Annotated in this window: 15 protein-coding genes and 1 pseudogene; 9 read left to right on the top strand and 7 right to left on the bottom strand. The window is 68.3% G+C overall.

The window, feature by feature from the left end:
• Positions 1-21: 21 nt before the first annotated feature.
• The 4 genes and pseudogenes from scpB to CSC78_RS07310 form a co-directional block, all read left to right on the top strand.
• Positions 22-594: pseudogene (gene scpB, locus CSC78_RS07325) on the top strand (SMC-Scp complex subunit ScpB); the annotation flags it as partial.
• Positions 595-875: 281 nt separating this feature from the next.
• Positions 876-2,561, top strand: a complete 1,686-nt coding sequence (locus tag CSC78_RS07320) for a pseudouridine synthase (protein ID WP_162337255.1) — start codon at positions 876-878, stop codon at positions 2,559-2,561.
• Between the two features lie 136 nt (positions 2,562-2,697).
• Positions 2,698-3,810, top strand: a complete 1,113-nt coding sequence (locus CSC78_RS07315) for an NAD(P)/FAD-dependent oxidoreductase (protein WP_162337254.1) — start codon at positions 2,698-2,700, stop codon at positions 3,808-3,810.
• 68 nt (positions 3,811-3,878) lie between these two features.
• The gene (locus CSC78_RS07310; protein ID WP_162337253.1) at positions 3,879-4,658 is read left to right on the top strand and encodes a ferredoxin--NADP reductase; all 780 of its coding nucleotides are present in this window, start codon (positions 3,879-3,881) and stop codon (positions 4,656-4,658) included.
• 19 nt (positions 4,659-4,677) lie between these two features.
• On the opposite strand, the gene CSC78_RS07305 is transcribed toward CSC78_RS07310, so the two are convergent.
• Positions 4,678-5,715, bottom strand: a complete 1,038-nt coding sequence (locus CSC78_RS07305) for an SGNH/GDSL hydrolase family protein (protein ID WP_162337252.1) — start codon at positions 5,713-5,715, stop codon at positions 4,678-4,680.
• Positions 5,716-5,853: 138 nt separating this feature from the next.
• Here CSC78_RS07305 and CSC78_RS07300 point away from each other — a divergent pair, with 138 nt between their 5' ends.
• Both CSC78_RS07300 and CSC78_RS07295 read left to right on the top strand, forming a co-directional pair.
• Entirely contained in the window at positions 5,854-6,396 is a 543-nt protein-coding gene (locus tag CSC78_RS07300) for a TlpA family protein disulfide reductase (RefSeq protein ID WP_238391192.1), read from the top strand.
• Between the two features lie 102 nt (positions 6,397-6,498).
• Complete coding sequence (locus CSC78_RS07295; protein ID WP_162337250.1) at positions 6,499-7,239, top strand: alpha/beta fold hydrolase; 741 nt, start codon at positions 6,499-6,501, stop codon at positions 7,237-7,239.
• On the opposite strand, the gene CSC78_RS07290 is transcribed toward CSC78_RS07295, so the two are convergent.
• Both CSC78_RS07290 and CSC78_RS07285 read right to left on the bottom strand, forming a co-directional pair.
• Positions 7,224-7,619 carry a hypothetical protein gene (locus CSC78_RS07290; protein ID WP_162337249.1) on the bottom strand — a complete coding sequence of 132 codons (396 nt, stop codon included), beginning with the start codon at positions 7,617-7,619 and terminating at the stop codon, positions 7,224-7,226. The genes CSC78_RS07295 and CSC78_RS07290 overlap by 16 nt on opposite strands.
• A 10-nt stretch (positions 7,620-7,629) precedes the next feature.
• Positions 7,630-8,112, bottom strand: coding sequence for a glutathione peroxidase (locus CSC78_RS07285; RefSeq protein ID WP_162337248.1), 483 nt, complete (start codon positions 8,110-8,112; stop codon positions 7,630-7,632).
• Between the two features lie 126 nt (positions 8,113-8,238).
• On the opposite strand from CSC78_RS07285, the gene CSC78_RS07280 reads away from it, so the two are divergent.
• Complete coding sequence (locus CSC78_RS07280) at positions 8,239-8,835, top strand: hypothetical protein (RefSeq protein WP_162337247.1); 597 nt, start codon at positions 8,239-8,241, stop codon at positions 8,833-8,835.
• A 162-nt stretch (positions 8,836-8,997) separates the two neighbouring features.
• Here CSC78_RS07280 and CSC78_RS07275 read toward each other — a convergent pair whose 3' ends face one another.
• Positions 8,998-11,031 carry an amidohydrolase family protein gene (locus CSC78_RS07275; protein ID WP_162337246.1) on the bottom strand — a complete coding sequence of 678 codons (2,034 nt, stop codon included), beginning with the start codon at positions 11,029-11,031 and terminating at the stop codon, positions 8,998-9,000.
• Between the two features lie 146 nt (positions 11,032-11,177).
• Here CSC78_RS07275 and CSC78_RS07270 point away from each other — a divergent pair, with 146 nt between their 5' ends.
• The gene (locus tag CSC78_RS07270) at positions 11,178-13,367 is read left to right on the top strand and encodes a M3 family metallopeptidase (RefSeq protein WP_162337245.1); all 2,190 of its coding nucleotides are present in this window, start codon (positions 11,178-11,180) and stop codon (positions 13,365-13,367) included.
• Between the two features lie 336 nt (positions 13,368-13,703).
• On the opposite strand, the gene CSC78_RS07265 is transcribed toward CSC78_RS07270, so the two are convergent.
• Both CSC78_RS07265 and CSC78_RS07260 read right to left on the bottom strand, forming a co-directional pair.
• Complete coding sequence (locus CSC78_RS07265; RefSeq protein ID WP_162337244.1) at positions 13,704-14,591, bottom strand: DnaJ C-terminal domain-containing protein; 888 nt, start codon at positions 14,589-14,591, stop codon at positions 13,704-13,706.
• A gap of 133 nt (positions 14,592-14,724) precedes the next feature.
• Positions 14,725-15,168, bottom strand: coding sequence for an Hsp20/alpha crystallin family protein (locus CSC78_RS07260; protein ID WP_162337243.1), 444 nt, complete (start codon positions 15,166-15,168; stop codon positions 14,725-14,727).
• 147 nt (positions 15,169-15,315) lie between these two features.
• On the opposite strand from CSC78_RS07260, the gene CSC78_RS07255 reads away from it, so the two are divergent.
• Complete coding sequence (locus CSC78_RS07255; protein WP_162337242.1) at positions 15,316-15,795, top strand: peroxiredoxin; 480 nt, start codon at positions 15,316-15,318, stop codon at positions 15,793-15,795.
• Positions 15,796-15,913: 118 nt separating this feature from the next.
• On the opposite strand, the gene pbpC is transcribed toward CSC78_RS07255, so the two are convergent.
• Positions 15,914-18,301: a penicillin-binding protein 1C gene (gene pbpC, locus CSC78_RS07250; protein WP_162337241.1), complete on the bottom strand. Its 2,388-nt coding sequence runs from the start codon at positions 18,299-18,301 to the stop codon at positions 15,914-15,916.
• Between the last annotated feature and the right edge of the window lie 11 nt (positions 18,302-18,312).

The following is an 18,312-nucleotide window of genomic DNA, read 5'->3' as shown; positions in this document are numbered from 1 at the left end:
CTTTCCGAACGACAGGACCGCATGGATCAATCGCTCATCAACCGCATCGTGGAGGCCGCCCTGCTGGCCGCCACCCAGCCACTGACGCTGGCGCAGCTGCATGGCCTGTTCCCCGAGGACGAGCCCGCGCCTGAAGGCAGCGTCGAGGCCGCCCTGCAACAGCTCACCGAGGCCTGCGCCGACCGCGGCGTGGAACTGGTCGAGGTCGCCTCCGGCTACCGCTACCAGGTCAAGGCCGACGTGCACGCCTGGGTCGCCCGCCTCTGGACCGAGCGCAAGACCAAGTACACCCGTGCCACGCTGGAAACGCTGGCCCTGATCGCCTACCGCCAGCCGATCACCCGCGGCGAGATCGAACAGGTCCGCGGCGTGGCGGTCAGCAGCAACATCATCCAGGCGCTGGAAGAGCGCGAGTGGATCCGCGTGGTCGGCCACCGCGACGTGCCGGGCAAGCCGGCGCTGTTCGGCACCACCAAAGGTTTCCTCGACTATTTCGGTCTGAAGCGTCTGGACGAATTGCCGCCGCTGTCCGAACTCAAGGACATCGGCGAACTGGAACCGCAGCTGCCGCTGGACGGCGCACCGCTGCCGGTCAGCATCGCCAGCGGCGATGCCGTCGACGCGGGGCAGGAAGAGAGCGAACTTGGCGAAAGCACGCCTGACGAAAGCACTCCGGATGAAAGCACGCCCGTCGCGGACCACGACGGCGACACGGACGACGAACAGCACCACACCGCGGCATCGGACGATGCCGACGAAGACACCGCATCCGATGACACCGGCGACGAGGCCGGCGATCACGATGAACCTCAACCCGAAGATGACGACGCCGCTGCTTCCGACGAGGAAAACCGGGCACCGTCGGAGCAGAAACAATGAGCAACACCCCCCCGAAGAAAACCTCCCTGGGCAAGCTGTCGCTGAAACGCGGCGAAGGCGCCGAAGCGCCGGATGCCAATCGCCTGGAAGAGCGCCTGCACAAGGTGCTGGCGCAGGCCGGCCTGGGCTCGCGCCGCGCGCTGGAACAGCGCATCGCCGACGGCCTGGTGAAGGTCAACGGTGAAGTCGCGCAGACCGGCATGTCGGTCAAGGGCGGCGACCGCGTCGAGCTGGACGGCAAGACCTTCGTCGCCAGCGCGCTGACCGAACCGTCGCGCGTGCTGATCTACAACAAGCCGGAAGGCGAAGTCACCACCCGCGAAGACCCCGAAGGCCGCCCGACGATCTTCGAAGCGCTGCCGGCCCTGAAGGGCGCACGCTGGATCGCCATCGGCCGCCTGGACATCAACACCACCGGCCTGCTGGTGCTGACCACCGACGGCGAACTCGCCAACGCGATGATGCATCCGTCCTACGAAGTCGAGCGCGAGTACGTCGTGCGCGTGCGCGCACCGGAAGGCCAGGAAAGCGTGCCGGACAACGTCGTCGACCGCCTGCGCCGCGGCGTGGCGCTGGACGATGGCCCGGCCAAGTTCGACGAGATCGAGCGCATCGGCGGCACCGATTCGCACGACTGGTTCCGCGTGGTAGTCAAGGAAGGCCGCAACCGCGAAGTGCGCCGCCTGTGGGAATCGCAGGGCTGCCAGGTCAGCCGCCTGAAGCGCGTGCGCTACGGCAAGGTCAGCCTGCCGCAGCCGTTGCTGCGCGGCCAGACGCAGGAACTGCCGGACGCGCAGGTCGATGCGCTGCGCAAGGACCTGGGCCTGGAAGACGGTACGCCGGCCGCCCTGACGCTGCAGCCGGTGATCGGCCAGCGCAAGGCCGCCAAGTCGACCGTGCACGTGGGGGGCGGCCGCAGCGGCAGCGCCTACGTCAACGGCCACAACAGCGCCGACGAAGGCCGCGAGCTGCGCCGCTTCGACCACGTGCGCGAAGACCGCGGCCGTGGCGGTCGCGGCAGGAAGCCGCACGGCGGCCTGACCGTCAGCGGCGAGCAGGCGGCGAAGCAGTCGCAGCGCCCGTTCAAGCAGCGCACGCCCAAGGGTCCGAAGCCGTTGCCCGAGGGCAATCCGGCCGCGTTCCGCAGCTGGTACGTGCCGGAGGGCGTGGACACCGGTCCGGCCGGCCATCGCAACGCCGGTCCCGGCGGCCCGAAGAAGCCCTACGGCGGCAAGCCGGGCGGACGTCCGGGTGCCGGTGGCAAGCCCGGCGGCGGCGGCGCGGGCAAGCGCGGCCCCGGTGGCGGCCAGGGGGGGTTCGGTGGCGATCGCTTCGGCAACGAGCGCGGTCCTGGCGGCTTCGGCGCCGAGCGTGGGCCGCGTGGCGGCCAGGGCGCCGGCAAGCCGCAGCGCGCGGCGCGTCCGTACGGCCATCCCGCCAGCGCGCCGAGCTTCCCGTCCGACCACGCCAATCCCGGTTTCAATCCCTATGGCCAGCAGCCGCGCGGCCCGCGTCCGCAGGGACGGCCCGGCGGTGGCGGCAATCGTCCGCAGCAGGCCGGACCGCGTCCTGGCCCCGGTGGCCGTCCTGCCGGTGGCCGAGGTCCCGGCGGTCGTACGGGCGGCGGCGGCAGGCCCGGTGGCGGCGGACAACGCGGCCCCCGCGGTGGTGGCCACGGCTGAGCGACACGGAAGGCGCCCACGGGCGCCTTCTCTCTTTCCGGAGATGGATCACCGTTGACTTCATGGTGACTTCATCGCGACTCCCCGCGCCGTCGGCACGCTGCCCGCCATCCCCTGATGGAGCGCATGCCGGACGATGCAGGACGACCGCTATGACGTGATCGTGGTCGGTGCCGGATTCGCCGGCCTCGCCTGCGCGCATGAACTCGCCACCCGGGGTCTTCGTGTCTGCGTGATCGACCGCAAGCAGGATCTCGGCGAGCGCATGCACACCACCGGCATCCTGGTCCAGGAGGCCTGCGACGCGCCGCTGCTGGCGGGCTTGCCGCCCTCCCTGCTCCGCGCCGTTCCCCATGTCCGGCTGTACGCGCCGAATCTGCGCAGCGTGCGACTGGGCGCAGACGGTTACCGTTTCTACACCACCGATACGCCTGCGCTGATGCGTGGGATGGGCGAGCACGTGGAGACCTGCGGCGTCGAACTGCGCCGGGGACAGGCCTTCAGGAACGCCACGCGCACAGCGACGGGTTGGCACGTGGACGGCGTAGGCCATACGCGCGTTCTGGTCGGTGCCGACGGAGCGCGATCCCGGGTCGCGCAGCGTCTCGGCCTCGGACAGGTGACGCAGTTCCTGCATGGCGTGGAGTACGAATTCGACGGCATGGCGCTGCGCGAACCCGATGCCCTGCACTGCTTCATCAGCAAGCGCTTCGCACCGGGCTATCTGGGCTGGGTCGCGCAGACGCCGACCGGGGTGCAGGCGGGTCTGGCGAGGCGCTATCGGTCCGGCAGCAAGCAGGCGCCGGACATGGCCGGCTTCCTCGCGCATGTCGCCACCATGACCGGGCTTGATGCCGCGCGGCGACCGGACAGCGTCCGCGCCGGCCTCATTCCGTGCGGCGGTCCGGTGGCGCCCATGCAGGCCGATGGCGTGGCCTTGGTCGGTGACGCCGCCGGCATGGTGTCTCCACTGACGGCGGGCGGCATCCATTCGGGCCTGCGCCATGGGGCGGCCATCGGCCGCATGCTGGCCGCCCGCCTGTCCGGCCGCGAGACATCGAACGCGCCACTTACGCCACCGGTGCCGGGCTTCGCCTTCAAGCGCCTGCTGCGCTGGACCTTCGACCACGCTCAGTGGGACCTACCCATCGATCTCCTGCTGACGGCGCCCCCCATGCGGCGCATGGTCGAACAACTCTGCTTCCATCAGCGGGGCGAACAGGTGCCCGACCCGGACGCTCCCGATTGAGTACGATCAAGGCCGCGCCCGGCCTGTCGGCTACAATGACGCGTCGCTTCAATCGCCCCCATTCCCCCATGTCCTCTGCGTTCGGCACCGAGACGGTGCTCGACGTCCGTCACTGGACGGACGCCTACTTCAGCTTCACCACCACCCGCGACGACGGTTTCCGCTTCGAGAACGGCCAGTTCGTGATGATCGGGCTGGAAGTCGATGGCAAGCCGTTGCTGCGCGCCTATTCCATCGCCAGCGCCAACTGGGAAGAACAGCTCGAGTTCTTCAGCATCAAGGTGCAGAACGGGCCGCTGACGTCGCGCCTGCAGCACATCCGGCCCGGCGATACCGTGCTGATCGGGCGCAAGCCCACCGGCACGCTGCTGATCAGCGACCTGCACCCCGGCCGCAACCTCTACCTGCTGGGCACCGGCACTGGCCTGGCGCCGTGGCTGTCGGTGATCAAGGACCCGGAAACGTACGAGCGCTTCGACAAGGTCATCCTGACCCACGGCGTGCGCCATGCCGAAGACCTCGCCTACCGCGACTACTTCGAGAAGGAACTGCCCCAGCACGAGTTCCTCGGCGAGACCATCCGCGAGAAGTTGCTGTACTACCCGGCGGTGAGCCGCGAAGACTTCGTCCACCAGGGTCGCCTGACCGACCTGATGGCCAGCGGCGCGATGATGGACAGCCTGGGCGTCGAACCGCTGGATCCGGAGCACGACCGCGCGATGATCTGCGGCAGCCCGCAGATGCTGGCCGATTTCCGCGAACTGCTGGACGGCCGCGGCTTCACCGCCGCGCCGCGCATCGGCACGGCAGGCCAGTACGTGTTCGAGCGGGCATTCGTCGAGAAGTGACGGCGAGTCGCCCCCGGCGTCACGGCGCCGCGCAGTCCTCCCTGCCGGGCTGCTTGCGGAAGTTCCCCGACGGCGTGAGCTCCGCACGGGTGATGGGCGGGATGCCCGCATCGAAGCGCTGATTCAGCACGTGCACGAGCGCCTTTGCCCATAGCGCGTTCCAGACCGTGCCCGCGTGCCCGTCGGCCAGGACGGCGTGGCACGGTGCATCGCCCTGCGTATTGGTGACCACCAGGCGCCCATCGACGCTGATGGGGCGGTATGCGGGTCGGCCCTCCGCGGTACGGCTTCCCCACAGGGCGGCGAACCACGCGCGGTCATCGAAGAAGGCGATACGCGGGTCGGCCGCCATCGCCTTCAATGCAGCGTCGTAGCGATCCAGTGCGCGGGCAATGCGCGCCTGTTCGCGCGGCGACTGCCATCGCTGGATGTTGTCGCCCACGTTCGCGTTGTTGAATATCCCGACCAGCACCACGCGGGTATCCGGATGGTACCGGTGCAGGTAGGCCACCGCATCGCGCACATCGGCGATGCAGCGATCGATCTCCGCGAGAACGCCGGCATCGCTGTTGGCGGCGAGCCGCTCCAGGCTGTCGCTCTGGCCGAAACTGTTGACGCCGATGCGGACCACCACCACGCCCCCGCGCCACGCCGTTGGCGCTTCGTCCATCAACCGCACCAGCCGCGGCATCTGCTTCTGCACGTTCATCAGGTCGTTGCAGACCGCACCGGACACCGCGAAGTTGTAGGCGAAATCTTCCTTCTCCGGAATACGTCCAGGCCTGCCCACCGCCTCCTCGATCAGCGCAACGATCCGTCGGCTGCCATAGCGTCCCCAGGGTCCCTGATCCACTTCGCCGCCGCGTAGGCGTTGCAGCCACTCGGTCCATTGCCAGGTCGTCTCGTGGAAGTCACCGCCACGTCGCCCATCCTTGCCGGTGAATCGCGTGCCGTCATGGTAGGCATGACTGTCGGAATCGCCGACGACCGCCAGCCTCAAGGGCGCCGCGCGGACGGCGCCACAGCAGCCGATACAGGCAGCCAGCAACGCTGCCATCCATCCTCCATGTCGCAATGCCATGCAGCCCGTACCTCGTGCCCACCTGCCCCCTAGAACGCCGGGTCGGGCCGTGCGCGGACACGGGCGATGCAACGGTGCTACGCTGCCCGCACGACGTCCTGGGGAGGACACTCCGTGATCCGGAATCTGCTGCTGGCCGCACTGCTGGCCCTGACGCCTTGCGCGTACGCGGGCGACGCCGTCAAACAACCCGGCATCGGCGACGTGCCTCCGCCCATCGCCATGAAGGATCGCAAGGGCAACGCCGTCGACCTCGATGCCCTGAAGGGCAAGGTCGTCGTCGTGACGTTCTGGGCGTCGTGGTGCGGACCCTGCCGGCGCGAACTGCCGATGCTCGGGCACGTCCAGAAGCTGGTCGGCCGCGAGCATCTGGAAGTCATCGCGATCAACATGAAGGAGTCGCGTGAGGACTACCTCAGCGTGCTGCGCGCCAACAAGGACCTGGACCTCACCTTCGTCCACGACATCCGTGGCGTGGTCACCGACCGCTACGGCGTCACCGCACTGCCCAACATGTTCATCATCGGACAGGACGGCCTGATCGTCCGCACGCACCGCGGCTATTCCGAAGCGGTGCTGGAATCCTTCGCCAGGGAACTGATCGCCCTGTTGCCCGAAGAAGCCCTGCAGGGCCGCGCGCCGCCGCGCAGCCCCTGACGCGCGTCCACGCTTCCCTCGCGCGTTGGCGATGCTAGGCTCGCCGCCTCCACGCACGGAGAGGATGCGATGCAAGCAGGCTGGCGGTGTTCCGGAGTTCTGGTGGCGCTCTCCCTTGCCCTGGCGGGCTGCCTGCCGGCGGTCAACCCGCAGGCACCCATCCCGCAGGCGCTTGTACCCTCGGCCGAGGCGCCAACACGGCTCGTGGTGGTGCTGCCTGGCCGGGGCGACGACGTGCAGGCGCTGCGCGAGAGCGGCATCGCGCCGGCCATCCAGGCCGCGTGGCCCGACGCCGATGTCGTACTTGCCGGGCTCGGCTTTGGTTACTACATGCAGGGACGCGCTCCGCAGCGGCTGCATGACGAAGTGATCGTGCCGGCGCGTGCCCGCGGTTATCGCGAGGTGTGGCTGATGGGAGCCTCCATGGGCGGCATGGGCACGCTGATGTACGACCGTGCGTATCCCGGCGATGCCGATGGGCTCGTGCTGCTTGCCCCGTACCTGGGCGATCGCGCGCTGGTGGACGACATCCGCACGCGCGGACTCGCGCAATGGGATGCGGGGCCGGTGCCCGCCGAGGTGGATGCAGGCAACTACCAGCGCGAACTGTGGCGCCACCTGCAAGGCTGGCGCCACGCGCCGGCGCGCACGCGCTCGGTCTGGCTGGGCTACGGTGCCAGCGACCGTCTGGCGGGCGCGATGCCGCCGCTGGCAGGATTGCTGCCGGAAGACCACGTCGTCGTGGTGGAAGGCGGCCATGCGTGGAAGGTCTGGTCGCCGCTCGCCCAACGCCTGCTCACGGCCGCGGGTCCTGCGCGCCTGGACGCTCAGCGCTCGCCGTAGCGCAGCCAGCGGACGGCGGCGTCTTCATCCGGAAAAACGCGGGCATCGAAACCGTTCTCGTTGGCCAGCAAGCCGGCGAATTCCACGTCGGGAATCTGCTCTGCGTGCTTTTCGACGTACGCGATGCGCACCGCTTCCATGCCCTGCCCCCGCATGGCCTGCACGAACTGCAGCAGCTGCTCGGGGGGCGGCGGCAAGCCGTCCATGTCGTCGACCACCAACAGGCCGGATGGCGAGAGCCTGCGAACCTCTTCGGCTATCGCCCGCCAGTACGCCAGCGTGGTCTCCAGCGTGCCGTTGGTCCCGGTCACCCAGGCGCGCAGGCCGTAGTCCGTGGTGCCGAACGCGATGTGGAACGGACGGGTATCCAGGTCATCCATGCCGTCGCGATCAGGCCAGCGCAGCGCGGATGTCGCCCGCCAGCGACTCGGGCGTATCCGTGGGCGCATAGCGCTTGGTCACCTTGCCGTCGCGGCCGACGAGGAACTTGCTGAAGTTCCACTTGATCGCGCCGATGCCGAGCAACCCGCTCTTCTCCTGCTTCAACCACTTCCACAGCGGGTGCGCGTCGTTGCCGTTGACGTCGATCTTGGCGAACATCGGGAACGTCACGTCGTAGTTGAGTGAGCAGAAGTTGCGGATCTCGGCTTCGTCGCCGGGCTCCTGGTGGCCGAACTGGTCGCAGGGGAAGCCCAGCACGACCAGGCCCTGCGGGCCGAACTCGCGCCACAACGCCTCCAGTCCGGTGTACTGCGGCGTGAAGCCGCACTTGGACGCCACGTTGACGATCAACAGGGCCTTGCCCTGGTACTCGGACAGCGAACGTTCGCGACCGTCGAGGTCCTGGGCGGAGAAGTCGTAGGCAGTGGTCATCAGGCGCTCCCGGAAAGGCGCTATCAGACACCGACGGCGCCGACAGGGCAAGGCTCGTCACGGCGAGATGGGCAGGCAGCTGACGATCGGCTAACGTGGCGCGGGTACCGGTCCACGGACGCCGCCATGCACGCCGCCGATTCCGCCAGCCACGCCAACCTCTACATCCACGTCCGCATCCTGCTGGGGATGGTCGTGGGCCTGGGCCTGACCCACCTGCTGCGCCATGCGGCGCGCATCATCGAGCGTCCTCGCGCGCACGCGGTATACGCGGTGCACCTGCTCTGGGCCGGCTTCATGTTCGTCTACCTGCTGCATTTCTGGTGGTGGCAGTTCAGCCTGTCGCACCAGGCGTACTGGAGCTTCAACCTCTACCTGTACGTCACCCTCTACGCATTGCTGCTGTACCTGCTGTGCGCACTGGTGTTCCCCGAATCGCTGGCCGAGGGCGTCGGCTACCGCGAGTACTACTACGGACGGCGGCGCTGGTTCTTCGGCCTGCTCGCGCTGATGTTCGTGGTCGACGTCGGCGACACGCTGATCAAGGGGACGGCTTACGTGCAGCAGCTCGGACCGGAGTACTGGGTCCGCAACACGGTGTTCGTGCTCGCCAGCCTGGTTGCCGTCGCCACGCGAAATCCCCGCTACCACGGCATGTTCGCCGTGGCGGCGCTGCTGTACGAACTGTCGTGGATATGGCGGCGCTACGAGATCTTGGCGTAATCGCGCCCTTCTGTAGGAGCGACGTAAGTCGCGACCGCACACCACGACAACCAGAACCCTCCACGCAGGCGACTCCACCTGACGCGTTACGGGTCAACCCTCTAGTTCCCTCGTAAACCGAGCTCTACGGTCGCGACTTACGTCGCTCCTACAACACCAATCTCAACGCGCGGGTCGCACCCTCAGCGCCGGGGCGAACGGCACGATCCCCAGCGCTTCGTGGATCTCCGCCGGGTAATACGCCCGACCGCCCTTGATGACCAGCGCCAGCTTGCGGATGTCGGCGATGTCCGTGGTCGGATCGCCATCCACCAGCACCAGGTCCGCGCGCTTGCCGGGCACGATGGAACCGGCGTCGTCCAGCGTGCGGGTGTACGTGGCGCCATTCCAGGTCGCGACCTGCAGGGCCTGCGACGGCGTCAACCCTGCCTGCACGTACAGTTCCAGCTCCCGTTGCAGCGTGAAGCCCGGCAGTTCGTCGGTGCCCGCCACCAGCGGCACGCCGGCACGGTACAGGCGACCGGTGAACTCGACCAGCTTGTCGAAGCTGCGCTTGTAGCGCGCGCCGGTGGCGTCGTCTGGGATATCCATTTCCGCCGCGCGGCGGCCGCGCTGCACATCCGGCGGCAGGTGGTCGGCGACATCGGCGACGATCGGCGACAGCTGGCCTTCGCGCTGGTGGATGAACTCGAACGTCGCCAGCGTCGGATCGATGACGATCCGCTTCTCCGCCAGCAGCGCGATGAAGTCCTGCACCGGCTTGCTGTCGAAGTCCAGTGCGTCGGTCTTGTCCGCCACCAGATAGAAGCGCGCAAGCGTACGCGTGTCGGTCTCCGGGGTGACGAAGAAGTTGAGCATTACCTGGTTGATGTGCTGGATCTCGTCGTAGCCCTGCTCCACCACGTCCTGCGCGCGCAGGAACGCCGGTACGTGGCCACTGACGCGGATGCCGCGCTGGTGGGCATAGGCGGTGGTGTCGCTCAGGATCTCCTTGGGGAAGGAGTTGTAGATCTTGATCTGCGGATAGCCGTGCTCGACGTACCAGTCGATCGCCTGCTTCGCGCCCGCCAGGTCCTTCACCACGAAACCGCCCTGCGAGGAATGCGGACTCTGCCCTTCGATGTAGCCCGCAGGAATCACCCGCGGATGCATCAGCGTGCCGTCCTTCTCTTCCGCCATCAGCTGCTGCAGCGTGGCGTTGTCGTTGCCCATGTCGCGCGCGCTGGTCACGCCCGCGGCCAGGTGCAGCCCGCCTTCCCAGCTGCCGGCGTGCACATGCATGTCGTACAGCCCCGGCAGCAGCACACGGTTGCCGGCATCGACCACGTTGTCTGCGGCGACCCTCGACAGGCCGACCGGCGAAACGGACAGGATCCTGCCATCGCGCACCACGACATCCTGCGCCGTGCCCAGCACGGCCTTCTCGCTGTCGAACACACGCGCATTGCGGATCAGCGTGGTCCCCGGCAACGGATGCGCCAGGCGCTGCTGCAATGCGACCAGCGCCTCTCGCTCGGCCGTCTTCTGCCGCGCTTCCAGCGCGTTGGCGCTGCCCTGCCAGCCGTCTTCGATCAACTGCAGGAAGCCCGGATAGATGTAGGCGAACAGGCGCGGCTCGGCGCCGCGCGTCACCCAGACGAAGCTGGGCGTGAAGCCGATGCCGGTCAGCGCCAGCAGGTCGACGGTCTGCGTTTTCCCGCCACTGGCGATGTCCATCGACGCGACGGTGCGCTGAGTCAGCGTGCCGCTCGGGACCAGCGGCAGTTTGCCGTCGGGCTGTTTGGCCAGTGCGGCCAGCGCCACCGACGTCGCGGCGGGCGTCCCTCCCAGCGGCGTGTAGAGGGCGGTGCCGGTGAAGGTGTGCGTGCCGCTGTCGGAGGTGCTCTTCCACGTGCCGGTGTCGCCGTCCCGGGTGAACGTCTCGTCCACCGGCGCACCGAACGTCGAGGCGCCCTTCACCTGGTAGCGCTCGAAGGTACCGTCCGCCCGCAGCCGGAATTCCTCCTTCAGCTCCGGCCCGCGCCCGTTGTCCTTGAAGATGAAATCCACGTGCGTGGTGCCGTCATCGCCCACGGTGACCGTCTGCTCGCCGGCCTGCTTGCCGCCGTCCACCAGCGCGACGTACTTCAGGGTCTCGGCGGCCAGCGCCGACGGGGCCAGCAACAACGCGCAGCAGAACGCAAGGATAGGCTTCACAGGACTCTCCGGCAGATGGCGTGGGCGCCATTCTGCCGCAGCCCGGGGCGCTACCGAGCGCCATCGCCCATGCCTTTCGTCATGGGTCCGGTGTTTCTCCCTTGGGTTACCCTTGGGAATCCACCTTTGTAAGGACGTAGCGCCCCATGACCACCCGCCTTGCCATCGCGCTTGCCGCGACCCTCGGACTCGCCATGCCCGCCTACAGCCAGGCCGCCACGCCGGCCACCCAGACGGCCCAGACCGCCAATCCCTTCTTCGCCGAAAGCCCGCTGCCGCTGCACTACCCGCAGTTCGACAAGATCAAGGACAGCGATTTCGCCCCCGCCTTCGACGCCGGCATGGCCGAGCAGCTGAAGGAGATCGACGCCATCGCCAACAACGCCGCCGCGCCGACCTTTGACAACACCATCATCGCGCTGGAGAAATCCGGCCAGGTGCTTGACCGCGCGACCACGGTGTTCTTCAACCTGGTCGGCACCGACACCAACGACGCGCGCAACAAGCTGCGTGCGGACTACTCCGCCAAGTTCGCTGCGCACGGCGATGCCATCAGCCTGAACCCGAAGCTGTTCGCCCGCATCAAGACGCTGTTCGACAAGCGCAACGACCTGGGCCTGGACGCGCAGGGCGTGCGCCTGATCGAGCGCTACCACACCAGCTTCGTCCGCTCCGGCGCCAACCTCAACGACGCCGACAAGGCCACGCTGAAGACGATGAACGCCGAACTCGCATCGCTGGGCACCCAGTTCAGCGACTTCGTGCTGAAGGAAGTCAACGCGTCGGCCGTCGTCGTCGATGACGTCAAGCAGCTCGACGGCTTTACCCCGGGCCAGATCGCCACCGCCGCCGAAGCCGCCAAGAAGCGCGGCCTGGACGGCAAGTACGTGCTGACCCTGCTCAACACCACCGGCCAGCCGCCGGAGTCGCAGCTGACCAACCGCGCGCTGCGCCAGCGCCTGCATGAAGCCTCGGTCGCACGCGGCAGCCGCGGCGGCGAGTTCGACACCACCGCCCTGGTCTCGCGCATCATGAAGCTGCGCGCCGACCGCGCGAAGCTGCTGGGTTACCCGAACCACGCCGCCTACGGCCTGGAAGACCAGACCGCGCGTACGCCGGAAGCCGTCAACGCGATGCTCGGCAAGCTGGCGCCGGCCGCCGTGGCCAACGCCAAGCGCGAAGCCGCCGACCTGCAGGCGATGATCGACCAGGAGCAGAAGGCCAAAGGCCAGCCGACGTTCCAGCTGGAGCCGTGGGACTGGGCGTTCTACACCGAGAAGGTACGCGCGGCGAAGTACAACTTCGACGAGTCGCAGCTCAAGCCCTACTTCGAGATGAAGAACGTGCTGGAGAACGGCGTGTTCTTCGCCGCCACCCAGCTGTACGGCCTGACGTTCAAGGAACGCACCGACCTGCCGAAGTACCACGCCGATACGTGGACCTACGACGTGTTCAACGCCGACGGGTCGCAACTGGCGATCTTCATCTTCGATCCGTACGCGCGCGACTCCAAGCGCGGTGGCGCGTGGATGAACTCCTACGTGTCGCAGTCGGGCCTGAGCGGCGACAAGCCGGTCGTCGCCAACCACCTCAACGTGCCCAAGCCGCCGGCCGGCGAGCCGACGCTGATGACGTGGGATGAAGTGACCACCACCTTCCACGAGTTCGGCCATGCGCTGCACGGCATGTTCTCCGACGTGAAGTACCCCTACTTCAGCGGCACCAGCGTTCCGCGCGACTTCGTGGAATATCCGTCGCAGGTCAACGAGATGTGGGCCGACTGGCCGTCGATCCTGGCCAACTACGCCAAGCACTACAAGACCGGCGAGCCGCTGCCGCAGGCGCTGCTGGACAAGGTGATCGCCGCCTCCAAGTTCAACGAAGGCTTCAAGACCACCGAGTACCTGGGCGCCGCGATGCTGGACCAGCGCTGGCACCAGATCACCGCCGACCAGGTGCCCGCCGCCGACGGCGTGATGAAGTTCGAAGCCGCTGCGCTGGCTGCCGACGGCATCAACTACGCGCCGGTGCCGCCGCGCTACAAGACGCCGTACTTCAGCCACATCATGGGCGGCTACTCGGCTGGCTACTACGCCTACATCTGGTCGGAAGTGCTGGACGCCAACAGCGTGGAGTGGTTCAAGCAGAATGGTGGCCTGAAGCGCGAGAACGGCGACCACTTCCGCAAGACGCTGCTGTCGCAGGGCGGCAGCCAGGACGCGATGAAGCTGTTCCGCGATTTCGCCGGCCACGACCCGAAGATCGAGCCGCTGCTGGAGAAGCGTGGCCTGACCGCGCCGGAGACGGCGGCGCCTGCCGCCACGTCGACCCGCTGATCGACGCGACGAACCCGTCGCAACGAGTCCACCACGCCACCTTAGGGTGGCGTGGTGCTTTCAGGCATCGGGAAATGCGCGGCCGGGAGCTGGGTTTTCCACAGCGGATGTGGATGACACGTGCATGAAACTGTGGATAACCCCGCGGCGGCCTTGCCTCATGAGGCTGTCAAGATCGATGGCGAATTTTTCGCCATCCTTCGGAGACCACAGGAGCGGGCCATCCCGCAACCATCCCGGCCTGCAGGAGCGGGCCATGCCCGCGATGCTCCTGAAGGCATGTGCAAAAAGACATCGCGGGCATGGCCCGCCCCTACAACGGGATCATGTATCGCCTCAGGCCTGGCCGAAAGCGTTGGCCAACGCGGCGTAGGCCTCGCGCTGCTCGTCTGTCTCCGCGCGCGGCGCGGTGACCTCCAGTTCCACGATCTGGTCACCCGCCGGCGTGCCCGGCAGGCCGCGGCCCCGCAGCCGCAGCTTGCGGCCGGAGTCCGAATCGGCGGGGATCTTCAGCTCCACCGCACCGCCGAGCGTGGGCACGCTGAGCGTTGCACCGAGCGCGGCCTGCCAGGGTGTCAATGCCAGCACATGGATGATGTTGCGGCCGTCCACCTCGAACTGCGGGTGCGGTGCGTATTCCACCTCCAGCAACAGGTTGCCGCCCTGGGTGCCCTGCCCGGCAAGCCGGATGACCTGCCCGGGCTTGACGCCTTTCGGAACCTTCACGTCCAGCTGCTTGCCGTTGACGTTCACCCGCACGCTGCCGCCGTCGTATACGGCCTGCAGCGGCACGGCCAGCTTGGCGCGCGAGTCGCGCGACGGTTGCGGCCCACGCGGCGCGCCCTGCTCCGCGCGCGCGCGCCGGCCGAACAGGCCCTCGAAGAAGTCGCTGAAACCGCCGCTGCCGCCGCCCGCGCCACCGAAGATTTCCTCGTAGTCGAAATCCTGCGCGCCGGGGCCGCCACGCCCGAAATCCGGGGGCGGCCGGAATTCCTCGCCCGGCCGGTAGCCGCGTGCGCGCAACTGGTCGTAGGCCGCGCGCTTCTGCGGGTCGCGCAAGGCCTCGTAGGCCTCGTTGACGGCCTTGAACTGCTCTTCGGCGCCGGCCTCCTTGCTGACGTCGGGATGGTATTTGCGCGCCAACCGGCGGTAGGCGGTCTTGATCTCCGCATCGCCGGCGCCGGGTTCCACGCCCAGCACCGCGTAGTAGTCCTTGAACTGCATGGAATCTCCGCAGACGGATGCCGCGCGCATGCCCGGCATCGGAAAAAGAACGGCCCGCGACGCGGGCGCCACGGGCCGATTCTATCGCTACCCCCGTGGGCCTGCCGTGCTCCGGCAGGCGCCGACGGCGGGATTACTGCACCTGGATGCGGCGTGGCGTGGTTTCCGGCTTTTTCGGAATGTCGATCTGCAGCACGCCGTGCCTGCCGCTGGCGGTGATGCCGTCGGGATTGGCGCTGTCCGGCAGCGAGAAGCGGCGGTAGAACGTGCCGTAGACGCGCTCCACGCGCGAGAAGCGGGTGGCGTCGTCCTTCTTCTCGGCGGCGCGTTCGCCGCGCAGGGTCAGGATGCCCTTGTCCATGTGGATCTCGATGTCCTTCGGATCCACGCCGGGGATGTCGGCCAGGATCACGAACCGGTCGGCATCCTCGCGGATGTCGACGCGAGGGGCCCACTGGCTGGTCACGACATTGGACTGGTCGGCGTCGGCTTCGCCCAGGAAGCGGTCGAAGACCTGCTTGATCTCGTCCTGCAGGCCGCGGGCGTTGCCCCAGGGGTTGTACTGCACGATGCTCATATCGGTGTCTCCTCGGAAAGGGGCGCCACCACGGCGGCGCCGATGGCCGGAAAAATAGGCGCACGCCCAGCGGTTTCAAGGCCGTGACGGCATCCCCACACGGCCGCGCTACACTGGATTCAGTTTCCATCCAGACAAGGCAATCCCATGAGCATCCAGGTCGGCGAGCGCATTCCCGAAGTGACCCTCAAGCGCATCCGCGAGGGCGTGGAGACGGTCGATACCACCACCCTGTTCGACGGCCGCAAGGTCGTGCTGTTCGCCGTCCCCGGCGCCTTCACCCCGACCTGCTCGGAGAAGCACCTGCCCAGCTACGTGCAGCATTTCGACGACTTCCGCAGCCGCGGCATCGAGGTCTTCTGCGTGTCGGTCAACGACCCGTTCGTGATGCAGGCCTGGGGCAAGACCCAGCACGTGCCGGACGGCCTGCAGATGCTGGCCGACGGCAACGCCGACCTGGCCAAGGCGCTGGGCCTGGAGATGGACGCCAGCGCCTATGGCATGGGCGTGCGCGCCAAGCGCTTCGCGCTGTATGCGGAAGACGGCGTGGTGAAGCACGTGTTCGTCGAAGCACCGGGCGAGTACAAGGTGTCGGGTGCGGAACACGTGCTGGAACAGCTGGGCTGAGGCGACGCGTCTCGCATCCTGTAGGAGCGCCCTCGGGCGCGATGCCTTTCTACATTCCACGGAAAAGCATCGCGGGCATGGCCCGCTCCTACAAAGTTCACGGACCGCGTCGCCTTAGCTACCGCAACACGGTGAAACGCACCCTCGCCCACGCGCCACTGTCGGCAAGTGCGGTCAGCTGGTGCTCGCCGGCCTCCGCGAACTCCTGCTGGAACGCCTGCGCGCCGCGCGTCTCCGCGATCCAGCGCCCGTCCAGCAGCCACTGCACGCGTGTGTCGGTGCCCAGCGCACGCAGTTGCAGGCGCACGCCGTGCTCGCTGCCGGGGGCGCGGGCCAGCGTGGTGAGATCGTTGAGACCGTCGATGCGCAGTTCCTCGGCAGCATCGCGGCCGTCGGGTTGGCAATCCGGGGAGAGTGGCGGCAGGCGCGATGCCGCACGTTCGCGCTGCGGCAACCAGGGCGATGCGAGCGCCGGCCAGCGTGCGATCTCCGTACTGCGTGCTTCGTGCGCCTGCGTGCACTCGCCCGACAGGCGCAGGCCGGTCCGCGCATCGATCTCAAAGCGCTCACGGCCGGCGTTCCACAAGCGTGCGTCGCGCTCGGCGAACGTCGGCGGCACGTTGCCGCCCAGCGTCCAGGCATCGCGCTTGCGCTGGCACAGCGCCGGCGGTTCGGCTTCCGCCAGCGTTCCCAACGGCCAGCAGATCGCCTGTTCGGCCACGCCGGCGGGCGGCGGCAGCGGACCCGCATCGCCCTGCGCGCGCGGCAGGCTGTCGATCACTTCGAACATCAACGGCAGCGCGGTGACCGCGCCGTACTGGCCGGGCAGCGGCGTGCCGTCGGGCCGGCCCACCCATACGCCGACCGTGTAGCGGCGCGTGCTGCCGAGCGCCCACGCGTCGCGGAAGCCGTAGCTCGTGCCGGTCTTCCAGGCCACGCGCGGACGGCTGCCGGTATCGAGCACGCCGCTGCCGTATCCGGGACGCGGATGCGCTTCCAGCACCTCGCGGATGATCCACGCGGCACCGGGCGAGAGCAGGCGACGGTCGGATGCCGGGGCCTGCGCGGTGTAGCGCACGCGGCCCGACAGTCCGCTGCGGTTCAAGCCCGCGTAGGCGCCCACCAGATCCTCGAGGCGCGCGCCGGTGCCGCCGAGGATCAGCGACAGGTTCGGCTGCGCGCCGCGCGGATAGCGCAACACCAGGCCGTTGTTCGCCAGCCGTGCGGAGAAACGCGCCGGACCGACGCGGTCCAGCAGGTCCACCGCCGGCACGTTGAGCGACAGCCGCAGCGCGTCGGCGGCGCTGACCGGACCGTTGAAAGCGGCGTCGAAGTTGCCCGGGCGGTAACCGCCGAACGACTGCGGCGCATCGATCAGCAAGCTCTCGGAATGGATCAGGCCGTCGTCCAGCGCCAGTCCGTACAGGAACGGCTTCAGCGTCGATCCCGGCGAGCGCCATGCCTGCACCATGTCGACATGCCCCAGGCGTTCGCGATCGCCGAACGCCACCGAGCCGACGTAGGCGCGCGCTTCCATCGTGGCGTTGTCGACCACCAGCAATGCGGCGGATGTACGCGCCGGCAGCGTGGAAAAGTAGCCTTGCACGCGCTCCTCCAGCGTCCGCTGCAGGCTGGCGTCGATGGTCGAGGCGATGCGTGAGGCACGCGGCTGCTGGCGTCTCAGGCGTTCGGCCAGCAGCGCCGCACTCATCGGCGCCTGCAGGCTGCGTGCGACGACGGGCTCGATGCGGGCATCGTCGACCTCGGCCTTCGACCAGACGCCGAGGTCGGCCATGCGCTGCAGCACCTTGTCGCGTGCGACGCGGGCCGCATCGGGATGGCGATCCGGGCGCAGCCGGCTGGGCGATTGCGGCAGTACTGCCAGCAGCGCGGCCTCGGCATGCGACAGGCGCGAGGCCGGCTTGCCGAGGTAGGCCCAACTGGCCGCATCCACGCCTTCGATGGTGCCGCCGAACGGGGCGCGCTCCAGGTAAAGCGTCAGGATCTCGCGCTTGGACAGGTGCGCTTCCAGCTGCACCGCGCGCAGCATCTGCTTGGCCTTGCCCCACGGCGTGCGCGAGTGGCGGTCCAGCATGCGTGCGACCTGCATGGTCAGCGTGGAGCCGCCGGACACCACTCGACCATGGCGGACGAACTGGCCGGCGGCGCGCAGCAAGGCCCACGGATTGACGCCGGGGTGCTGCCAGAACCAGCGGTCCTCGTAGTTCAGCAACGCCTGCAGGTAGAGCGGCGATACCGTGTCCGGGGTAGCGGGATAACGCCAGACGCCGTCGCGGTCGGCGAAGGCGCGTAGCGGCGTGCCGTCGCGCGCGACGACCAGCGTGCTGGTGTCGCGGGTTTTCGGCAGCGGGGGCGGGAATGCGAGGTCGAGCACCAATACCGCAACCAGTACGGCCACCGTCGACCACCGCAGCCAGGACAGCCAGCGGCGGGCACGCTGCCCGTCATTCCAGCGCGCGCTGAAGAAGCGACTCAACCGCCGCATGGCGGGTCATC

The sequence above is a fragment of the Pseudoxanthomonas japonensis genome, assembly GCF_010093445.1.
Classification (GTDB): domain Bacteria; phylum Pseudomonadota; class Gammaproteobacteria; order Xanthomonadales; family Xanthomonadaceae; genus Pseudoxanthomonas_A; species Pseudoxanthomonas_A japonensis.
The sequence above is the reverse complement of the archived record's forward strand: the minus strand, read 5'-3'. Positions and strand labels throughout refer to the sequence as shown.

Bases quoted from the DNA above. Each gene is read 5' to 3' on its own strand.
- CSC78_RS07320 (WP_162337255.1), top strand. From the start codon at position 876: ATGAGCAACACCCCCCCGAAGAAAACCTCCCTGGGCAAGCTGTCGCTG.
- CSC78_RS07315 (WP_162337254.1), top strand. From the start codon at position 2,698: ATGCAGGACGACCGCTATGACGTGATCGTGGTCGGTGCCGGATTCGCC.
- CSC78_RS07310 (WP_162337253.1), top strand. From the start codon at position 3,879: ATGTCCTCTGCGTTCGGCACCGAGACGGTGCTCGACGTCCGTCACTGG.
- CSC78_RS07305 (WP_162337252.1), bottom strand. From the start codon at position 5,715: ATGGCAGCGTTGCTGGCTGCCTGTATCGGCTGCTGTGGCGCCGTCCGC.
- CSC78_RS07290 (WP_162337249.1), bottom strand. From the start codon at position 7,619: ATGGATGACCTGGATACCCGTCCGTTCCACATCGCGTTCGGCACCACG.
- CSC78_RS07285 (WP_162337248.1), bottom strand. From the start codon at position 8,112: ATGACCACTGCCTACGACTTCTCCGCCCAGGACCTCGACGGTCGCGAA.
- CSC78_RS07280 (WP_162337247.1), top strand. From the start codon at position 8,239: ATGCACGCCGCCGATTCCGCCAGCCACGCCAACCTCTACATCCACGTC.
- CSC78_RS07270 (WP_162337245.1), top strand. From the start codon at position 11,178: ATGACCACCCGCCTTGCCATCGCGCTTGCCGCGACCCTCGGACTCGCC.
- CSC78_RS07265 (WP_162337244.1), bottom strand. From the start codon at position 14,591: ATGCAGTTCAAGGACTACTACGCGGTGCTGGGCGTGGAACCCGGCGCC.
- CSC78_RS07260 (WP_162337243.1), bottom strand. From the start codon at position 15,168: ATGAGCATCGTGCAGTACAACCCCTGGGGCAACGCCCGCGGCCTGCAG.
- CSC78_RS07255 (WP_162337242.1), top strand. From the start codon at position 15,316: ATGAGCATCCAGGTCGGCGAGCGCATTCCCGAAGTGACCCTCAAGCGC.
- pbpC (WP_162337241.1), bottom strand. From the start codon at position 18,301: ATGCGGCGGTTGAGTCGCTTCTTCAGCGCGCGCTGGAATGACGGGCAG.